Origin of the sequence: Sphingomonas sanxanigenens DSM 19645 = NX02 (assembly GCF_000512205.2) — a bacterium.
Lineage (GTDB): Bacteria > Pseudomonadota > Alphaproteobacteria > Sphingomonadales > Sphingomonadaceae > Sphingomonas_D > Sphingomonas_D sanxanigenens.
The window spans coordinates 4,095,422-4,112,355 of sequence record NZ_CP006644.1 but is presented as its reverse complement, the minus strand read 5'-3'; the positions used below and the strand labels follow the sequence as shown (position 1 = coordinate 4,112,355).

Here is a 16,934-nt window from a genome sequence, read left to right as displayed (position 1 = left end):
CGTTGAACGGGTTCACGATTGCGGGGCTCGTGGCTCGGTCGTGTTTGAGGTGAACGACCGCACGGGCGATGCAGTGCGCATAGGGGTTACCGGCGAGATAAAACTCGGGCCGGGAGATTATCTTGTGTGCACCCGATGCGAGGAACGGTTCATCTAAACAGCGCCTGCTGGGCACTTTCAATCCGGCAATGCTCCAAAGAACTCGCGCAGCCACTGCGCATTGTTGGCGCAAATGAACAGCTTATCCTCAACCTTCAGCACGTAGCCCGCGACCACGCCCTCGCGCGTGCGGATCGAGGCGACGTAGCGCTGATGCTCGGCCCGAGCCTGCTCGACCGTAGTCACCGTCGACCAGTCAATTGCATATTCGGGTGGCAGGGCCGGCCGCACGCCGCGCGTCTCGCAGACCAGGCGCTCGGCCGGCGGCTTGACCGGCTGGAATGCCGGTCGGCCGCTACATGCCGTTGCCGCCGAAAAGCACATCGAGAGGGCTGCTGCCTTCGCGAACCGCTTCATCGATCTTCTCCTTTTCCTTCTCGACCTGCTGGACGTGTTCGACCACGCGCACCTCGGCGGCGCTGTCCGCCACCGCGGTGGCGACCTCGGCCTGCTTCTCGACCTCTTCGCTGGCCGCCTTCCACTTGGCGTCCGTATCGCTGACGCCCGCGCTGTAGGCGCTGGTGCGCAGCCACCAAATGGCGAGGAGCAGCAGCGCCACGGCGATGATCCAGACAGCGACGCCCGCCAGGCGCTGCGAAAGCCCCAGCCGCATGAGGAAGGCGATCACAGCGCGCTCGCCACGTCGAAGCTGGGGCAGGCCTTCGCCACGCCCGGCCAGTCGCGATGACCACGCAGCACGATACCGGGGTAGCGCTGGCGATATTCGGCGACGAGGCGGCGCAACGTCGCTTTCTGCGCTTCGGTGCGCGTGTCCTTCGGCTTCTTGTTCTGGGCGTCGACGCCGCCGACGTAGCAGATACCGATGTTGCCGGTGTTCTTGCCGCCGACGTGCGCGCCGCGGCGATCGTCGGCCAGCGTGCGCACCGCGCTGCCATCAAGCTCGACGACGATGTGGTAGCTGACCTGGCCAAACTTCGCGATATCCCATTGGGAAATGGTCGCGGCCTTCACGTCGCGGCCCTCGGGCGTCGCGGCGCAGTGGATCGTCAGCGAGTGGATTTTCTTCGGGTCCATGTAGGCAGGCGTCGTCATCAAGCGCTCCATTGGTTAGGGCAGCAGCGGCGCGAGGCGGCATAGGAGCCGCCCGCTATCGGTCAGCGGCAGACGAAGTTGCTCGACTGTGTCGGCAGTGTGATCGAGATCATATTCGGGCGCCTGATTGTCGTTTATTCCGACAGGGCGACCCGAAGTGGCTTGCGCCACTTTCACTTGGCGGCTGGGGCCTTGCCTCAGCCGCCAACTTTTTAGGTCTATTCCTTAGAACTCGCGCGGCCGAACGCCGCCTGCAGGATGTCGCGGATCCGATCGCCGAAGAACTGCACCGCGAGCATGCCGGAGAAGCCAAGCCCCACGCCGGCCGCCACCGCCATGCCGGCACCAGGTTGAAGCGTGATCACCGCCGCGAAGTCGATCACGCACAGCAGCACGGTCAGCGCGACGCCGCGTGCGCGGGTGGTCGCTACGCGCGGCTGCGGCGCGACCATGCGGGCGAGCACCAGGCCGGCGAGAGATAGCGACAGCGCCATCAACGGGATCTGTTCGCCAAAGAGGGTGACGACTGCGGGGCCGATCGCCGGCGCGGCCACAATCACGGGATCGGCCTTGTTCATTTGCTCAGCGTCACCCCCACCGCGATGAACAGCAGCACGGCGATCGAAAGCATCTGCCGGCGGACCATCGGCCATGTTGGCCAAAGGTCGCCCTGCAGCGCAGTCGGGGACGTGAGCTGGAAGTGAACCAGATACTGGCCGCGAATCAGCAGGAAACAGAACACGCCGAACGCGGGCGAGGTCGATGCGTCGCACATCCTATCAAAGTCGAGGATCCGCGCCATGGTGTCGGGGGCGACCTCGCCCCACGCAAGCAAGAACGCCACATCGCCGATCGCGCCCAGCCAGATGGTCGCGAGCAGGCTGACCAGCCCGGCCATTACAATCCCAAGCGGCTCGTTGATCGTCACGCCGCTGCCCCACCACCGGCGAATCACCTCGAGGATGATCGCGGTGCTGAGGCTTGTGATCGTGATCAGGCTGAACAGCGCCCAGCCGAACGTCACCGGATCCCCGGCGAAGCTGGGTGGATAGGACGACACCGCTGGCGCGATCAGCGCGGGAGTCGTCACGCGTCGGCCACCGTGTAGACGCTTTGCGAAGGAGCAACGCACAGGCCGGGAAGGTCCGTGATCACGTCGATCTCTTCATAGAGCATCTTGTTGATCGCAGCGTCGTTCGCTTCCGCCTCGGGTGTGCTAACGGTGTTCGGCGAGTTGTCGACGCCCCATGCAAAGGGTCCGCCTGCGAGGACGCGGAAGCGCAGGCCGGCGACCCGATAGAGCGCATCCGAGATCGTCACCTCGACCATGTCGCCCGGCAGCGTGCCGCCAGTCGTCGGGTTCACCGCCGCGGTGTGTTTGCTGCGCGACCAAGTGGCGCCATTGTCACGCGAGAGCTCGACGCACGGCGTGACATTGCCGAGGCCGTCGCCCGACCGCAGCCGGCCGAAATTGGGGCAATCGATCTGAAAGCGGAACCTGGTCCGCGTGCCATCGGTGAAGCGGCCCGACGTGCCGATGACTGCCGGCTGGCCGATCTGCGCCAGACCCTGCCCCTTCGCGAGGCTGAGAGCGAAATGCCGACCCACGCGGACCTTGCCCGTGGCGGTATTGTCAGGGTGGTAGGCGTCTGGCTGCGTGTAATCGAGCGAGTGGACGCCGACCGGATAGCCGCGGCTCTTTGCCCAGAGCGTGCCGCTGTCGCGAGCGGCTCCGACGCCGCCCTGCCGCACGCCCTCGATGTAGGGCATGGTCGAGGTGGCATCATAGTCGAACGCGGTGCTGACCACAGTCGGGATGTTGTGGCGCGTGGGCGGCATGTAGAAGATCGGCGTCCCCTTCCCGAATGCATCCATGATCGAGAGGATGGGCCGCGCCGTGCCCTTCACGAGCCTGAACTGCACAGGGGTTGCAGACGAGCCGATCGCGACGCTCGCGTCCGAGACGATATAGGAGGCGATGACGCCGGCCGGAATGCCGGACGTATTCACCTGTTTCAGGAAGGTCGTGCCGTCGGTCTGCGTTGATCCGCCAGTAACGAGCGGACGATCGCCCAGACCGGGCGTTCCCGACACGATCGAGGTGATATGCAGATAGTCAGTGTTGCCGGCGGTAATGTAGCCCATCACGATCGCATCGGTGCCAGCCTGCTCGTGCAGACCGATGATGCCCACCTCGGTCGCGGGATCGCCGCCCGGCACCGCAGCAGACAGCGTGTAGGTACCGACCCCGCCCGCGCCTGTGCCGAGCGCGGTGATCTTCGTGTCGATCGCGGTCTGCTTTGAGCCGACGACATCGTACATGATGCGGATGGTCGTGCCGACCGTGAGCGTGCCGCGACGCGCGGAGGCCACTGTCATCGTCGTGCCGGCGAAAGTCGCGCGGCCGAAGAAGTGATCGGCCGGCCCGTAGGCATAAGGCCCGCGCCCCAGCCAGAAGCCTTCCAGCATAGTCTGGCCGAACCGCCCGCCCTCGTCGGTCAGGTCGGTATGCCAGCCCATCAGGACGCCGGAGTAATCCTCCTTGCCGCCGAGTTCGATCAGGTCGACCATCTGGTCCCACATCCCAGAGGCGTTCTGCAGGATGTATTGGTTCTCCATCAGGTCGGCGGGCCCGGTGCCGCCCTGCGCCGCGACGACCACCTCGAAAGGCGCGTCAACCCAGCGGTTCAGTTCAAGCGCCAGCGACTTGTATTGATCGGCGCCGATCCGAAGGCCGAGCGGCTCGACCTCGGGAAACGGCGGGATGTTTGCCGTCCAGGCATTCGCACCATTGCGAACGAAGTTCGCCGGCACGCCCTTATACTGGACTTCCAGCGTCGCCGCGCTGAGGCCGTTAGATACCTGCGACTGACCGATCAGCGCCCACTTATAGCCGACCGCGAACTGCGAGCAGTCACTATAGGTAACGCTGGTCGCCCCCGACTTGCCGACCAGGCGGACCTCGCGGAACAGCCAGTCACTGTGCTTCGGGCAGTCCAGCGCACCCGACCAGTTCGACGTGTCCGCCGGCGCCAACGTGGCAACCGCGCTTGCGCCGGTCAGGCCGGGCGCATTGGAGAAGTCGAGATTGATCGACGTGTAGCCGCTGCCGGGATTGTCGACATAGATCGCCGTCACCCCGCCGCTATTGACGACGAATCGCCCCGCGGCGCCGGTGCCGTTGCCGGTGATGATCAGGGCATAGGTGCCGGTCGTGCCGCCGGTGCCGTTCACCTTGGACGAATAGCCGGTCCAGCTACCCGCCACCTGCACCGTCGCAACCGCCGTCCAGTCGCGCACCACGACACCCGAGGCGTCGCGGAAGCGAACGCTGACGGTGCTGTCTTCGGTCGGCCAGCAACGCCCCGACAGCTTGATGCGGAACGCCTGCTGACCGGGCCGCAGCCCATAGACGTACCGGTTGCGGGGGGCCGGCGCGACCGTCGCCGTGCCCGTTCCCTTGCGGAACAGGTCGGAGCCGGCAGCCCACCGACCAACACCTTCGCACGGCGCCGAGGTGTCGCCGACGCAGAGCGGATCGCGGACGAAGGATGTCGGGTCGCTGGTGAAGCGCCGCAGCCATTTGATGGTCGACGGCGTGATCACGGTCGTCGGATGCGCGCCGCGGTGGATCGCCAGCAGATCGGCATTCGTCACGGCTTCCTCGGCATAGAAGGACAGGCCGTGCGCCATCATAGAGAACGACTGCGTCAACGGCTGAGACAGCGTGGCGCTGGTCACGTCGTTGAAGATAGTGCCGCCGATCGCGAACTTGCTCGGGACACTGCCGCTCGGCCCCATCGCGCTGATCAGCAGCGCATTGTTGGTGGCGCTCAACTCGGCAGCGAATGCCGCATTGTCAGTGCCGGTGCCGGTCAGGATCTCGTCTGTATCGAGGCTGTGGACATCGATGCGGAAAACGCCACTTGCGCGGTGCACTGCGACACCGATACGCCGCCACGACATCGGAACCAGCCGGCTCCAGACCGTGATGGAGCCGCCGCCGCCTGCGCCCGCGTTGGCGTAGAAGCGGAAGCGCCGCGCCTGCCGGCGGGTCGCATCGCTGCTACCATAGCCCGCAGTGAAATAGACGAGCGACCAGCCCTGACCCGTACCCTGCGTGAGCGTGGTCGCGCCTTCGAGCAACATCTCGACTGCAGGGTAGACGCGATCGTCCTTCTCCAGCGCCCGATAATGGCAGCAGTCGACGCCATAGCGCAGGATCGGCGTGGTCCGGCTGCCGAAGCTCTGCGTCAGCAGCCCGCGAACGCCCGTGTTCGACAGGTTCGGCCGCGACTCCTGGAGCGGAAACTGGCTATTGTTGTCATAAGGGAAGCGGATCGAGCCGCCGGCCGGCTTGATCTCGGCCGCCGCCTGACGCGCCGCCTCGGCTTGCGCAGCGGCGAGGGCCACCGACGAGCTGGCGGAATTGACCTTCGTGTCCAGTTCGGTGCTGGCGCCGGCAACGATGGCGTTCAGGTCCGTGACCGCCATGTCGCGCGAGGTGCCGATCTGGGTCAGCGCATTTGCGCGAGCCGTGTTGACAAGCCCGAGTTGCTCCCCCGCCTGCTCGGCATAGCCGGCCGCTTCCTCAACCTTCGCATCAAGATTGATCTGGTCCGCATCGGTGAGACCAGGCCCACGCAAACCGCCGACGATGCCACGCTTGATCTGGTTCATGGTGCAACGACCCCCGCTTCGACAATGAACTCGCCGAGCCACAGCGGATCGCGGAGGCCGTCGGCGTATTCGATGAGAACTTCGTAGGAAAAGGACTGCGGATCGCCCGCCTCTGGCGCATTCTGTCCAGGCAGATCGCGGATAGCTTCCATCGGGATGGATGGCTCCAACCTGAGCCGGCGCAGCGGTTTCGACACGCCGTCAGCGGGATCCACCATCGTGCCGATCTGTCCGACATCGACCATCGTGACATCGGCGTCAGACGCGAGCGCCGCGCCGGCGGCGCCGGGATAAAGACGAACCTCCATGATCGCGGTCGCGCCGGTGATCGGCAGAGGGTCGCCCAGATAGTCAGTCAACAGGGTCGCCCCGAACGGACGATTGCGCGCCGCTCCGAGCGGCTCGACGATTGCCGCCATGTCATTCTCCGATGGTGAAGGTTCAGGCTTCGATGACGAGGATGTTGGCCGTGGCGCCAGCCAGTGCAGACAGGACGCCCGTGAGGATCGCCTGCTGCTGAACGTTGGCCGTGCAGCCTGTCGCGGTGACCGCCGTGATCGCCGTCCGCGTCGGGCCGGACAGAACCGATGTCGTCGCCGGCAGCGCCTTGACGATCGGGGGTAGCGTGAAGGACGGATTGATGCCCGCCGCGGCGTTGAAGAGGAAGTTTGCCGCTCCCTGCGCGTTCGTGGCCGCCGCAAGGACAAAGACGCGCTTCGCGGCGTTGAAGTTGAACGCGTCCGCTTTGGCTTGGACATAGCCGCCGCTGTTGGCGGGTCCGATATACATCCCGACCTGTGGCTTCACGCCTTGGCCGCCGAGCCAATCTACCACCTTGATCAGCGTGCGCGTGCCATCCGCCTCGCCCGCGAGCACTGGCGTCCAACCGGATGGCCCAATGTCGCCCTTAACGCTGTCGCCCTTCTGAGCCATATACGGCTCGATCCGGGCGCCGTTGATCAGGGCACCGCCGACGACGTTCAGACGCACGCTCATCATGCCACCGTTGCGCTGGCGGGACCGGTTGCCGCGGCCGGTACGCCGGCATCGCTGAACGCTCGAACCCAATATCGATAGGAGCCGGCTGCGACCGTGTCGGTCACCGCCATGACTTGGCCGAGCCCGCCCACCAATGGGCCAGCGATCTCGGTGGCGTCAGCAAAGACCGTCGTCGTGCCGCGATATAGCCGGCAGTGGCCGAAGTTCGACGAGACCGGGTTGCGCCAGCCGATCGCGGCGGAACCGGTGCCGCCGGTGGCGGTCAGCAGCGTCGCTGGCGCCGGTGCAAGCGAAGCGCTGTTGAAGGTGTAGGGGCCAAGCACTAGCCGCGAGCTTTCGTCTGCGCCCGCCCCGCTACCGCGATAGCGGATGCCGATCTCATAGGCGGCATCGGGATCGAGCCCGAGGATCTCATGCCGCGTTGGTGATTGTGCGGCCACCGTTGCCGATGTCGTCCAGGCGGTCGCTCCGACTGCCCGATAGTCGAATGTCACTGCCGCGACGTTCTGATCACCCGGCTCGCCGTCGAACGCGATCGAGGCCCGGAGCGTGCCGGTGCTGTCGAATGCGAGTTTGGTCGTGACCGTCCATTCGGCCGGGACGGGATTGTCGACTTCGTTGCCGTCGTTGTTCCAGATCACGTCGTCGCTGTCGCCATGCGGCGTCAGCGTCGGCGGCGGCGGCGCGGTGCCGGTCTGACCCAGCGCGAAGGCGTGTTTGGCGTTGGTCTCCGTGTCGAAGGTCAGCGTGGTGATCGCTGAACCGATGTCCTTCGAAACCGCGACGATGGTCCCGAGCAGGTCGAGCCCGAGCTCGGGAATGTCGAGATGAAGGCATTCGCCGAGCCGATACTCCCATAGGCGCGGCTTGCAGGGCAGCGTGATGCCGCTGATCTCGCGGCGGTTGACCAGTTCGTAGGCGCCGATCTGGGCCGCCTGATCCTTGTCGGCGACCAGCTCCAGCTTGAGCTCTTCCTCCTTTGGTTCGCCATCGAGCGCGACATATCCGGCATCGGTGACGGCGGTCGATTGGACGAACTCCCACTTGTTTTGTTCGCTGCGATAGAGGGGAACGATTGAGTTGATCCGGCCGCGGTAGGTCGGCATCGCTGGGGCGACCAGTTCGCCGTCCGCCAAGTCGTCGGCCGTGATGGTATCAAGCGCGACCTTGGGCGCCTGAAAGCGCACCGCGAGTTTCCCGCCCGAGAAGCAGGGCAAAGCCGCGCCCGCCTGGCAGATGCGCTTGAGGTTTTCCCAACGCGACAGGCCGGGCCCGTCGTAGACAGTGCCCGACGCCTCCCAGCCGTTCGCCTGGCAGACATTGATCCACGCCAGCCAGCTCGGCCAATCGATGCTATCTTGAGGAAAGCCGCAGCCCACGACCTGAACACCGTTCAGCGCGAAGCGCCCGCGTGCATAGGCCAGCGCGTTGAGACCGACGCTCGGGTCATATTCGAACGTCTCTTCGTCTGCCCAGCGATGCGCGCCGCTACCTCCGGGAAAGGTGCCGTCCTTGCGCGGGTCGTAGCTTTTCGACCAGCGGCCGACCATGCCCATCGGCGGGACGCCTGACGCCCACCGCTTGCCCTTCTTGTCGAAGCGCATGTTGATGAGGCCGGCGGCATAGCCCGACAGCTTGTGCTGCGGGCCCCAATCCGGGATCGGCGTGTATCGGCCCGCAAGCGCCGCCGGCTCCGGTCGGAGGCCGATCTGTTTCGAGAGGAACAGGAAATCGCTGTAATAGCCGATCGCCGCGGTACCGGCGAAGGCGACCGGCTGCCAATCGACGAGGAAGTCTTCAAGCGCGTGCGCAGTCGTTGCAGACCAGATCAGCACCAGCGCGCGATAGGGGTTCTTCACACCGTTCGATTTTTGGCCGTAGCCGACATCATACATCTGCGAACCGGCAACATAGCTGCGGCCCATGCTGTAGGGGATCGGACCATTGGCGCTGATCGTGATGTTGTTCACGCTGCCGAGTACGCCGGGCTTTTTCGCCAGCAGCGTTGCGCCGAGAGAGGCGGCCGTTGCCACGGCGGACGCGACCGAGGCAACCGTGGCGGTTGTGGCGCCGAAGGTGCTGGCGAACGCCGCACCACCACCGGCCGCACCGACGCCCGTCGCCACCAAGGCGACAGCGCCAGCGATCAGGGCTACCGTCCGCAGCGTCTTCGACATACGATCAACCGACCTTTCTCGGAGCAAACATGCATCGGTCCATCTGCCTGCTCGCCGTCATGCTTTCTGGCTGCGCCGTCACTGCCAGCGATCTGCGCGCTCGGGCGCCGATTGCCTCGCTGTCGTCGACCAAGGCCGTGAACGAGATTGCCGCCTGCGTTGCTGACCAGTGGTCAAAGCAGAATGGAGCGGTGGCCAGCACGCCGCGGCCGAACGGGACTTCGGTCACCCTCACGATGCAGGATTTCAACGTCCTGACGATGTATGCGGCAGACATCGAGGATCGCGGATCTGAACGCGCCCTCACCGCCTATGCGGCGAAGGGCGCCCGCTTCAAGAAGGTCAGCGACGACCTCCAGCTCTGCGTCTGATCGGCTAGACCCGCCAAGCGCCTTTGAGAGCGAGCGGGGTCATCGCGGCCGGCCGATCGCTGTCTTGATGCCAGCCCCAAACCTTGGCGCCGACACAGATCGTCAGCGCGTCCATGCCGTCACCTTCCATCAGCGCCAGATCGCCAAGCAACATCGATGCGGGCGGGATGCGCTCAAGGAGGCTATCGAGCAGCGCCTCGATGCCGCCCACTTTCGCCGCGGCTCGGCGCGCACCAAGAAGCGAACGGTAGCGCGGCAACGGCGGCGGCACGTAGCCCAGTTGCACCAAGTGCCAGCGGCCGATCGCAATGCAGTCGGTGCGCCCCCAGACCATTGCCTTCGATTTGAAGCGATCGAGCGTTGCCTGGGTGGCCTCCTGCCGCCGCAGCAAGTCGCCCTTCATTCGGGCGACTCCACGCCCCACGCCGTCGATCGCGGAACGCCCGTTGCGTTCGCCATGCCCAGCTCGCCCGGATAGCACGCTTGATGAAACCGGTCGTTCAACGCGTTGCCCTTGTAGATCAGGAACAGGCGCTCGGCCGACGAGACGAACTCGACATCGAGCTTTCGTTCGCCCTTCGACAGCTTCAGCGTGGTGGTGTCGATCGCAAGGTCTGCCGTCTGTTCTGGCGTCCCAACAATCTGCCCGCTGTTCGGATCGACCTCGGCCAGCCAAAAGCGCATGCGGGCGCCCTGATACTCCGGTCGAGATAGATCGACCGCGGCAGCGGTAGAGGTCGGAAGAAAGGTTACCTTCCCGCCCGGCGCCTCATCGCCGACCTTTTCCTCGAACGTTTCCGCCGCCTCGATGGCGCCGAAATCGGGATCGAGGGATTCGTAGAGCGTCGGCCCCCAGTAAACGAACCCGCCGTCGCACAGCCGGATGAAGCGTCCGCCGGGGAGCGCGATCTCCATCAGTCCGGTGATCGTAAGAAAGGGACTGGCGAACATCAGCGGCGCTCATGAATTTCGAATGCAATGGCAAGGAGCCGGTCGGCCGAGATCTGCCACTGGGTCTCGTCCCCCATAAGGAGACCTTCGATCATCGGCCGGGCGACATGCAGCGCATCGCCATCCGCCGGCGGGACGCGCAGCATTGGCGTAATCATGATCGTGGCGGTGCCGCTCGCGGTGGCGATGACCTGGCTGTCGACGAAATGGAGGTAGTGGCGCCCGCCGATGAAGATCGAAAGCGGCTGCCCTTCCTTGAAGGCATAGCGCGACGTGCCGCCACGAACCGCCAACTGCTTGCCGGCTTGGCCGGCGCCGTTGACGACGAACGAACCGGGGTTGCCCGGGTCGAAATCGAGCAGCGGGTATTCCCAGCGCGCGCCCTCCGTCTTGCCCCGCAGAAGGCGCGAGACCCAGATGCGCCCCTCGCGGTCGCTTTCGAGCGGCGGCAGCGTCACCGACAGCGCGAACCGGCTCCCAAGACGGTTGAGGCGCTGGACCTCGCCGCCGAGCGAAGGCTCTAGAAAGCCGCCGAAATCCAGCAGGCGCGGTGTCGCCTGAACGCCGCCGATGTCCGTCGGGAGATCGATCACGGAAGAACCCTCGACTGCTTGCGCGCCGCCGCGATCTGCGCGCCCTGCGAACCTGCGGTCGCCGCTCGCAGGCCAATGGGCGCAGCAACACTGGTCGCACGGCGATCGACGATCACGTCGAAATAGGGCGATGGCACGACTTGGGCGATCCGGCCGCCGCCGTCGTTCGCTGGCGCCACCGACAGCAGTTCACCCTTGCCCACGCGCGCGATCGGCGATCCGTTCAGCGACAGGATGTTACGATCGATGCCCGAAAGCCCGCTGATCACGCCCGCGCCGCCCTTCGCAAAACGCGGCAGGGAGGTCAGGCTGATCGAGCCATCGGGGTTCGGCCCGCCGCCGAAGGTGCCAGGGCCATAGCCGGGCTTGTACCCTTGGAACACGATACCGGTTTGGTTGGCCGTCGGGGCTCCACCGAACAGGCCGGCGAGCGAACTGCCCGCGCTCAGCAACGAGCCGAAGATGCCCCCGCCTCCGCCAGACGATTCGCCCGAACCGAACAGCGCTTGAGCCAGCGGCTTGATGATCGCCTGTTGGACCGCAATGCGGGCAAGCTCGCCGATGATCTGGTTCGACATGTTCTTGAAGGCCTTCGTCACCGAGCCGGCGCCGATGATCGCATCCGCCAGCCCGTCGTTGAGGGTCTTCAGACCGCCGACGCCAATCTCTTCCAGTTCCTCGTTCGCCTCCGCGGCGGACTTGGTCAGCTCATCCAGATAGGATTCGCCGGGGCCGGCGGTGTCGCGGGTCACGCGCTCGACATCGTTCGCCTTGAGCTGCCCCAGCATATCCAGCCGCTGCTGCGCGAGCGCCTTCTCGGCGTCGCTAGCCGACACGGAGTTCTTGATGGCCTCAAGCTGGACGCGCTCCATCTCATATTGATTTTCGAGCAGCTTCAGTTCGATCGCCCGGCGCTCTTTGGCCGTGTCCGCGAGAGATGCCTGTGACCGCAGGATGTCGTTTTCGTTCTGGAGGCTGGCCTGCTTCGCGGCCAGTGACTGCCGGTCCATCGCCTCATCGTATTCGCGATTGGTGACGCCCGCCCGAAGATCGTCGACCTGCTCGTTCCGCAGCTTCAATTCCTCTGCGGCGAGCGGGGACAGTTCCTTCTTCTTTACCTTCTCGTCGATCTCGGCGTTGTAGGCCTCGCGACCGTTCGCCAAGCGGATATGCTCCAGCCGGGCCCGCTCATCGGCGTTGTTCGCCAACTGGATCTGAAGCCCCAGATATTCATCGTTGAGCGCATCCAGTTCTTCAGCGCGGTTGCGGGCGCGATCGGCATCGGTCGGGCCCGAACTGCCCTTCTTCTTTTTGTCGTCCTTGACCTCGGGAAGCTCCCCCACCGACGGGGCGGTCGGCCCCGCCTGCGATGCGGCGAGACGGGCCTGAAAGTCCGGGTCTTTCCGCGCAGCCTCAAGCAAGCGGCCGGCCTCCAGCTCATCACGGCGCGCTTGGCGATAGGCCCAACCCTTCTTGCTCGGATCGCGCAGTTCGGCCGCTCGCCGCCGCTCGGTCGCCTGTGTCGCTGCCCGCGTTCGCATTGACACGTAGCGCACGGGGTCCGCCGCTTCCGCCTGCTCGGCAGGCCCGGACGTAAACCCCCGCCAGAAGCCCTCATCCCGCTTGATCCGCTCGACGCCCTTCATCGTCGAGAAGAACACGAGCGCCTTCTCCGTCGCCCACCCGATTGCGTCGGCTAGCTTCATGATGCCATCGGTATTCTCGGCCACGATCGCGGCGAACCGCAGTTCGAGGACCTGCTTCATCTCCGACAGCTTGTCGGCCGCCTCGTCGGCGTTGCCGATGAGATCATCGCTGAGAACTAGGCCCAGCTTCTGCGCACGCTGCGCCATCTCTTCGATGGCGCCGCTGCCCTCCTTCAGGAGCGGCTCGAGTTCCTGGCCCACCTTGCTGAAAAGCTCGACCTCGCGCTTTGCGCGGGTGGCTGGATCCTTGATCGCAGATAGGGCGTCAGCCAAACGAACGATAACAACGCCAGCCGAGACGACGTTGCCTTGTCCGTCATAGATACTGACGTTGAGGTCGCGGAATACCTGCGCCGCAGCCTTCGTGCCGGCGTGCGCTTCACCGATGGTCTTCGTGAGCTTCTGCAGCCCCTTGTCCATCTGATCCTGCTCGACGCCGGTTTGCGTGGCGGCATAGCGAAACTCTTGCAGTTCCTTGGTCGAGACGCCGAGCTGCGCTGCAACCTCGCCGAGCGATGACGCGTAATCAAGAGCGCGCTGCGAAGCCCCGATGAACGCGGCGGCCACCGCGCCAGTCGCCAATCCCTTCAGACCGGCAGAGATGCCCGCCAGCTTCGCCTGAATGTCCTTCGATGCGGCGGCGGCTTCCTGCCGCGCGCGCTTCGTCCCCGCCTCGAAATTGGCGCTGTCGAGCCCCAGCGTGACGCGCAGCGCCCCGATCAAACCGCCACTGGTTGCCATGCGCACCTCATTGCGATCTTGCTCGGCGCCTCTTAGATTCGCCGGCCATGAAGAAGTGCCCGAGCTGCGCGCAGCAGATCCCAGACGAAGCGAAGGTCTGCCCGAATTGCGGTCGCCGCTTCGGCTTCCGCTGGCCGCTGACCGGCTGCGGAACGCTGATCGTGATTGCGCTTGTCGCTGCTACCGTCAGCCAGTGCGGCAAGGGCGGCGACCAGCCGACGGCGGCGCCAGCGCCGGCCGCGAGCCAGAGCGTCGAGGGTCCGCAGGTTCTCGCCTTGGAAACGGCGGAACGCTACCGCGGCGACCAGGTCATCGTCACCGGCACAACCAATCTGCCCGATGGCGTTGAGTTGATGGTGACGCTCCGATCAAAGGGCGCGCCGAACATGGCCCAATCACACGGGCTAGTGCGTAACGGCCGGTTCGCGTTCGAACCGCTACGCCTCTTTGCCGGGCCCAAGGCGCCTTACGAACTGAGCGTCAGCGCGGGCATAACCGATGTGCAGCCCGAAGCGGTGCGGCCTGCGATCGGCGACGACTATTCGAAGTTCACCGGTCCCCTGATCGACAAGAGCGAACTGGGCGCGAGCGTCAGCTTTTCGAAGGCGCTGACGCCGCCCGCTTGATCCGCACCTTGTCCCCGAACCCCTTGAACATGGTCAGCAGTTCCTTGGGAGTTTTCGGTCGCTTCGGCTTCAGGTCGGCCGCGTAGTGCTGGAAGGCCTTTAGCTTCTTCTCGCGGGCAAACCGCTCGGTCGCCCAGGCATTGAAGTAGGATTCCTCAATCGCCTCTTCCGCCGCTTCCACTCGCCCCTGCACGGCGGCGGCGAAGCTGGCTGGCGTCTGCTTCCAGAATGCATCGGGTTCGAAACCCCACCTCACCCAGATGCCGAACCATTTCCGCCAGTCTACGCCGCCGCCTTGCGAGGGTTTGCCTTCTTGGCTTTCGGCTCAGTCGGCGCCGGCGGAAAGGCGCCGATAACCGCTCGGGTCAAAGCCTCATGCACGGAGCCGGGCGTGGCGAGCGAGATGATGTTGCCCGCCCAGCCGATCGAGCAGGGATGCTTTGCCTGAAGGCCGGCCCACAGCAGAGCGCGCTGAACCTTGAGGGATCGGCCGCGCTGGAGCCCATCAAGCAACTGATCGAGATCGAGGCCCGACGCGTCCTCGGCCTCGATCAGCGCGTTGATGTCGATGACGATCGTCAACTCTTCGGCGTCATCGCCCTCGCCGATTTTGAGGGTGGCCTCCCCCTTGAGCGGATTGGCCATTACGGCGTCACCACCGCGGCGTCTTCATCGACCGCGCCCGTGACGCGGACGTTGAGAGTGGCGGTCAGCCGGTCGTCGAGCGGGATCGCGCGCTGATAGCCCAGCACCAGAACGGTGCCCGAGATCTCCCACGCGGGCTCCCCATCTTCATCTGGCAGCCGCGTCATGAACTCGCGCACCTTGCCGCGCGCTTCGCGGCAAGCCGCGTCGGTCGCGGAGCCAGGCACATAGTTCATCTGGATCGAGAAGGTGCCGGTGTCGATCAGGCCGCCGATATACTCGCGCCGCTTCTGCGGCGATTTGTAGTGCGTCTTCTCGACCTCCGACACGGTTTCCTCCGGGATGCCCATGTCGAAGACGCCGTCCAGTTCGATCAATGTGCCGGAGGCGTTGGCGAGATGAAACTCGCTGCCCCAGCCGGTCGTCTCGCCTGCCATAACTTTCCTCCTACGCCTGCGAATGCCAAAGCAGCACGTCCAACGAGCGGCGCATGACTTGCTCGTTGCCGGCCTTCTCTTCGAAGTCTGTGATCCGATCGACGATGCCGCGGCGGAACTTCACACCGTGGAAGGTGCCCGCCGGCACCACAGCATCAATCACCGTGTCGGCCAGCGCCTTCGCCTCGCTGTACGACTTCGCGCGCACGTCGATCTGCACGCGCGCGAACTGCATCCCGAAGAAGCCCTTGTAGTGCTGCTCGCGCTGCTCGGTGATGACCTGCATCGTGATGCGCGGCAGCGGCGTGCCCTGTGGCGATGTCACCCAATGGATCCGGCGCCCGACGAGCGCCGCGACCGGCGCGGCGTCGACCTGGCGCTGCGCAAGCGCCGCTTGCATGTCCATGCCTAGACGGTCCCGGAACGGGCAGCCCGCCGGGCCGCGCGGGCTGCGGCGCGCTGGCGGGTCTTCTCGATCTCTTCCCCAATGAACTCCTGCGCCAGCACAAGAACGCGCGACGACGTGGTATCCCACGCCGGGCGGACGTGCGGCTGCGCTGCGTGATCCTCGGTGCCGAACTCCTGCGGAATGCCGGCCGGATCGGTCGTGCCCGCATACACTTCGACGAAGCTCTGACCTTCCTTGCGCACCAAGCGCGCCTGCCGCTTGGTCAGCTTGGTGCCGATGATGTAGCTATCCCGCAGAGTGCCCGGGGCGCGGCCGGGGCTTTCCTCGGGGTCGGACACCGGCGCCAGTTCCTTCACCTTCGCGAGGAACGGCTCCAGCGCGCGAAGGCCGGCGCGGCGCAGGGTATTGCGCGCCGTCGCCTTCGACATCGACGCCAGCGCGTCGTCGAGCTCCTTGAGCCCCTGAACGGGAATGGTCGTGCCTGCCATCAGCCAACGTCCCTCACAGCTTCGATCTCGCGTTCGGCGTTGAACTCTTCGCTCGGGATATTGCTGGTGACATTCCAGTTGCTGCCGTCGAACACGATGCGATCCTCAACCGAGATGCCCGCCGTGTCGGAGTTGGCGAGCACGATGAAGGTTGCCGCCGCTTGCGCCTGCTCCTGAGCGGCTTCCCGCCGCTCTGTGCCCTTCGCGAAGATGACCCGCGCCCAGGCGGAAACCAGCGGGCCCCAGGTCTGAACCTCTTCATTGTAATTGTTGGTGGTGATCGTCGCCCGTTCGACCCGGATCAGGCGGTTTCGCCGGCCGTTGTTCACGCGATCCACACCATTCGATAAGGCCGGCAAAGGGCTTCAACACCGAGCGGCAGTTCGCCGGAGATCGTGCCGGTGATCACCGCGTCGCGATTGGCGAAATAGTGGCCGATGAGCAGGAGCATCGCCTGCTTGAGCGACTGCGGCACATCGGCGGGCGTCGCATATCCGGCAGTGACAGTGACACTGACAGCGCCAGGCGAATAGAGGGGCATGGGCCATGCGGCGCCAAAAGCCGGTCGAAGCCTCGCGGGGCGCACCCCCGAGATCAAGCGGGCATCGCCTACGACGTGATCCACCCCGGCGGGATCGGTGTAGCTGACCACGAACACCGCATCCGCAGCGATCGGCCACGCCCGCAACTCCACCCGTCCGAAGTCATCGAAGGTTTGCGTCACCTCGCGCGGCGCAAGGATGTGTCCTGTGAAATTCTCGACAACCTCCCGAGCGGCAGCGATCCAGCCCGGGAACAGGCTGTCCTCGCTATCGTCGAGCACGCGGCAATGCGCCTTAGCTTCGGCCAAGGTGATAGGCTCGGGCATTGCCACCTCCGTGAAACTTGTGGCGGCTTGC

General features: G+C 65.3%; 22 protein-coding genes. 2 read left to right on the top strand and 20 right to left on the bottom strand.

Features of this window, described 5'->3' with window-relative positions; all coding sequences use genetic code 11:
- Nucleotides 1-177: 177 nt before the first annotated feature.
- The 9 genes from NX02_RS18670 to NX02_RS18630 all read right to left on the bottom strand — a co-directional run bounded on the left by NX02_RS18670 (nucleotide 178) and on the right by NX02_RS18630 (nucleotide 9,068).
- Nucleotides 178-516: a hypothetical protein gene (locus NX02_RS18670; protein WP_158014077.1), complete on the bottom strand. Its 339-nt coding sequence runs from the start codon at nucleotides 514-516 to the stop codon at nucleotides 178-180.
- Nucleotides 455-787, bottom strand: a complete 333-nt coding sequence (locus NX02_RS18665) for a hypothetical protein (RefSeq protein ID WP_025293718.1) — start codon at nucleotides 785-787, stop codon at nucleotides 455-457. Before NX02_RS18665 ends, NX02_RS18670 begins: the two co-directional genes overlap by 62 nt.
- Nucleotides 784-1,212, bottom strand: coding sequence for an N-acetylmuramoyl-L-alanine amidase (locus tag NX02_RS18660; RefSeq protein ID WP_025293717.1), 429 nt, complete (start codon nucleotides 1,210-1,212; stop codon nucleotides 784-786). The genes NX02_RS18665 and NX02_RS18660 overlap by 4 nt, the downstream gene beginning before the upstream one ends.
- A gap of 218 nt (nucleotides 1,213-1,430) precedes the next feature.
- The gene (locus tag NX02_RS18655) at nucleotides 1,431-1,790 is read right to left on the bottom strand and encodes a hypothetical protein (protein WP_025293716.1); all 360 of its coding nucleotides are present in this window, start codon (nucleotides 1,788-1,790) and stop codon (nucleotides 1,431-1,433) included.
- Nucleotides 1,787-2,302, bottom strand: a complete 516-nt coding sequence (locus tag NX02_RS18650) for a hypothetical protein (protein WP_025293715.1) — start codon at nucleotides 2,300-2,302, stop codon at nucleotides 1,787-1,789. The genes NX02_RS18655 and NX02_RS18650 overlap by 4 nt, the downstream gene beginning before the upstream one ends.
- The gene (locus NX02_RS18645) at nucleotides 2,299-5,892 is read right to left on the bottom strand and encodes a hypothetical protein (protein WP_025293714.1); all 3,594 of its coding nucleotides are present in this window, start codon (nucleotides 5,890-5,892) and stop codon (nucleotides 2,299-2,301) included. Before NX02_RS18645 ends, NX02_RS18650 begins: the two co-directional genes overlap by 4 nt.
- Nucleotides 5,889-6,311 carry a hypothetical protein gene (locus tag NX02_RS18640; RefSeq protein ID WP_025293713.1) on the bottom strand — a complete coding sequence of 141 codons (423 nt, stop codon included), beginning with the start codon at nucleotides 6,309-6,311 and terminating at the stop codon, nucleotides 5,889-5,891. The genes NX02_RS18645 and NX02_RS18640 overlap by 4 nt, the downstream gene beginning before the upstream one ends.
- Before the next feature lie 22 nt (nucleotides 6,312-6,333).
- Nucleotides 6,334-6,891: a hypothetical protein gene (locus tag NX02_RS18635; RefSeq protein ID WP_158014075.1), complete on the bottom strand. Its 558-nt coding sequence runs from the start codon at nucleotides 6,889-6,891 to the stop codon at nucleotides 6,334-6,336.
- Complete coding sequence (locus NX02_RS18630) at nucleotides 6,888-9,068, bottom strand: phage tail protein (RefSeq protein WP_025293711.1); 2,181 nt, start codon at nucleotides 9,066-9,068, stop codon at nucleotides 6,888-6,890. The genes NX02_RS18635 and NX02_RS18630 overlap by 4 nt, the downstream gene beginning before the upstream one ends.
- Nucleotides 9,069-9,097: 29 nt before the next feature.
- Between NX02_RS18630 and NX02_RS18625 the strand changes: the two genes are divergently transcribed.
- Nucleotides 9,098-9,439: a hypothetical protein gene (locus NX02_RS18625; RefSeq protein WP_025293710.1), complete on the top strand. Its 342-nt coding sequence runs from the start codon at nucleotides 9,098-9,100 to the stop codon at nucleotides 9,437-9,439.
- Between the two features lie 4 nt (nucleotides 9,440-9,443).
- Here NX02_RS18625 and NX02_RS18620 read toward each other — a convergent pair whose 3' ends face one another.
- Genes NX02_RS18620 through NX02_RS18605 form a run of 4 tightly spaced genes read right to left on the bottom strand, consistent with a single transcriptional unit; the run spans nucleotide 9,444 to nucleotide 13,430 of the window.
- A complete protein-coding gene (locus tag NX02_RS18620; RefSeq protein WP_025293709.1) occupies nucleotides 9,444-9,842 on the bottom strand; it encodes a DUF6950 family protein in 399 nt (132 codons plus the stop codon).
- The gene (locus tag NX02_RS18615) at nucleotides 9,839-10,354 is read right to left on the bottom strand and encodes a hypothetical protein (protein WP_158014074.1); all 516 of its coding nucleotides are present in this window, start codon (nucleotides 10,352-10,354) and stop codon (nucleotides 9,839-9,841) included. Before NX02_RS18615 ends, NX02_RS18620 begins: the two co-directional genes overlap by 4 nt.
- Before the next feature lie 35 nt (nucleotides 10,355-10,389).
- Nucleotides 10,390-10,983 carry a hypothetical protein gene (locus NX02_RS18610; RefSeq protein WP_025293707.1) on the bottom strand — a complete coding sequence of 198 codons (594 nt, stop codon included), beginning with the start codon at nucleotides 10,981-10,983 and terminating at the stop codon, nucleotides 10,390-10,392.
- Nucleotides 10,980-13,430, bottom strand: a complete 2,451-nt coding sequence (locus NX02_RS18605) for a hypothetical protein (RefSeq protein WP_025293706.1) — start codon at nucleotides 13,428-13,430, stop codon at nucleotides 10,980-10,982. The genes NX02_RS18610 and NX02_RS18605 overlap by 4 nt, the downstream gene beginning before the upstream one ends.
- A 47-nt stretch (nucleotides 13,431-13,477) precedes the next feature.
- On the opposite strand from NX02_RS18605, the gene NX02_RS18600 reads away from it, so the two are divergent.
- On the top strand, nucleotides 13,478-14,056 hold the full coding sequence (locus NX02_RS18600) for a zinc-ribbon domain-containing protein (protein ID WP_025293705.1): 579 nt from the start codon (nucleotides 13,478-13,480) through the stop codon (nucleotides 14,054-14,056).
- On the opposite strand, the gene NX02_RS18595 is transcribed toward NX02_RS18600, so the two are convergent.
- Genes NX02_RS18595 through NX02_RS18565 form a run of 7 tightly spaced genes read right to left on the bottom strand, consistent with a single transcriptional unit; the run spans nucleotide 14,022 to nucleotide 16,903 of the window.
- Entirely contained in the window at nucleotides 14,022-14,312 is a 291-nt protein-coding gene (locus NX02_RS18595; protein ID WP_025293704.1) for a hypothetical protein, read from the bottom strand. The two genes, NX02_RS18600 and NX02_RS18595, sit on opposite strands and share 35 nt — an antisense overlap.
- 26 nt (nucleotides 14,313-14,338) lie before the next feature.
- A complete protein-coding gene (locus NX02_RS18590) occupies nucleotides 14,339-14,701 on the bottom strand; it encodes a hypothetical protein (protein WP_025293703.1) in 363 nt (120 codons plus the stop codon).
- The gene (locus NX02_RS18585; RefSeq protein ID WP_025293702.1) at nucleotides 14,701-15,138 is read right to left on the bottom strand and encodes a phage tail tube protein; all 438 of its coding nucleotides are present in this window, start codon (nucleotides 15,136-15,138) and stop codon (nucleotides 14,701-14,703) included. Before NX02_RS18585 ends, NX02_RS18590 begins: the two co-directional genes overlap by 1 nt.
- Nucleotides 15,139-15,148: 10 nt before the next feature.
- Nucleotides 15,149-15,544, bottom strand: coding sequence for a tail completion protein gp17 (gp17, locus tag NX02_RS30850; protein ID WP_053000675.1), 396 nt, complete (start codon nucleotides 15,542-15,544; stop codon nucleotides 15,149-15,151).
- Nucleotides 15,545-15,546: 2 nt separating this feature from the next.
- Nucleotides 15,547-16,035 (bottom strand): HK97 gp10 family phage protein, encoded by a 489-nt coding sequence (locus tag NX02_RS18575; RefSeq protein WP_025293700.1) that lies wholly within the window; start codon nucleotides 16,033-16,035, stop codon nucleotides 15,547-15,549.
- Complete coding sequence (locus NX02_RS18570; RefSeq protein ID WP_158014073.1) at nucleotides 16,035-16,364, bottom strand: phage head completion protein; 330 nt, start codon at nucleotides 16,362-16,364, stop codon at nucleotides 16,035-16,037. Before NX02_RS18570 ends, NX02_RS18575 begins: the two co-directional genes overlap by 1 nt.
- Entirely contained in the window at nucleotides 16,361-16,903 is a 543-nt protein-coding gene (locus NX02_RS18565; protein ID WP_025293698.1) for a head-tail connector protein, read from the bottom strand. Before NX02_RS18565 ends, NX02_RS18570 begins: the two co-directional genes overlap by 4 nt.
- Nucleotides 16,904-16,934 lie beyond the last annotated feature (31 nt).

Bases quoted from the DNA above. Each gene is read 5' to 3' on its own strand.
- NX02_RS18670 (WP_158014077.1), bottom strand. From the start codon at position 516: ATGAAGCGGTTCGCGAAGGCAGCAGCCCTCTCGATGTGCTTTTCGGCG.
- NX02_RS18660 (WP_025293717.1), bottom strand. From the start codon at position 1,212: ATGACGACGCCTGCCTACATGGACCCGAAGAAAATCCACTCGCTGACG.
- NX02_RS18655 (WP_025293716.1), bottom strand. From the start codon at position 1,790: ATGAACAAGGCCGATCCCGTGATTGTGGCCGCGCCGGCGATCGGCCCC.
- NX02_RS18645 (WP_025293714.1), bottom strand. From the start codon at position 5,892: ATGAACCAGATCAAGCGTGGCATCGTCGGCGGTTTGCGTGGGCCTGGT.
- NX02_RS18640 (WP_025293713.1), bottom strand. From the start codon at position 6,311: ATGGCGGCAATCGTCGAGCCGCTCGGAGCGGCGCGCAATCGTCCGTTC.
- NX02_RS18635 (WP_158014075.1), bottom strand. From the start codon at position 6,891: ATGATGAGCGTGCGTCTGAACGTCGTCGGCGGTGCCCTGATCAACGGC.
- NX02_RS18630 (WP_025293711.1), bottom strand. From the start codon at position 9,068: ATGTCGAAGACGCTGCGGACGGTAGCCCTGATCGCTGGCGCTGTCGCC.
- NX02_RS18625 (WP_025293710.1), top strand. From the start codon at position 9,098: ATGCATCGGTCCATCTGCCTGCTCGCCGTCATGCTTTCTGGCTGCGCC.
- NX02_RS18620 (WP_025293709.1), bottom strand. From the start codon at position 9,842: ATGAAGGGCGACTTGCTGCGGCGGCAGGAGGCCACCCAGGCAACGCTC.
- NX02_RS18615 (WP_158014074.1), bottom strand. From the start codon at position 10,354: ATGGAGATCGCGCTCCCCGGCGGACGCTTCATCCGGCTGTGCGACGGC.
- NX02_RS18605 (WP_025293706.1), bottom strand. From the start codon at position 13,430: ATGGCAACCAGTGGCGGTTTGATCGGGGCGCTGCGCGTCACGCTGGGG.
- NX02_RS18600 (WP_025293705.1), top strand. From the start codon at position 13,478: ATGAAGAAGTGCCCGAGCTGCGCGCAGCAGATCCCAGACGAAGCGAAG.
- NX02_RS18590 (WP_025293703.1), bottom strand. From the start codon at position 14,701: ATGGCCAATCCGCTCAAGGGGGAGGCCACCCTCAAAATCGGCGAGGGC.
- NX02_RS18585 (WP_025293702.1), bottom strand. From the start codon at position 15,138: ATGGCAGGCGAGACGACCGGCTGGGGCAGCGAGTTTCATCTCGCCAAC.
- gp17 (WP_053000675.1), bottom strand. From the start codon at position 15,544: ATGGACATGCAAGCGGCGCTTGCGCAGCGCCAGGTCGACGCCGCGCCG.
- NX02_RS18575 (WP_025293700.1), bottom strand. From the start codon at position 16,035: ATGGCAGGCACGACCATTCCCGTTCAGGGGCTCAAGGAGCTCGACGAC.
- NX02_RS18565 (WP_025293698.1), bottom strand. From the start codon at position 16,903: ATGCCCGAGCCTATCACCTTGGCCGAAGCTAAGGCGCATTGCCGCGTG.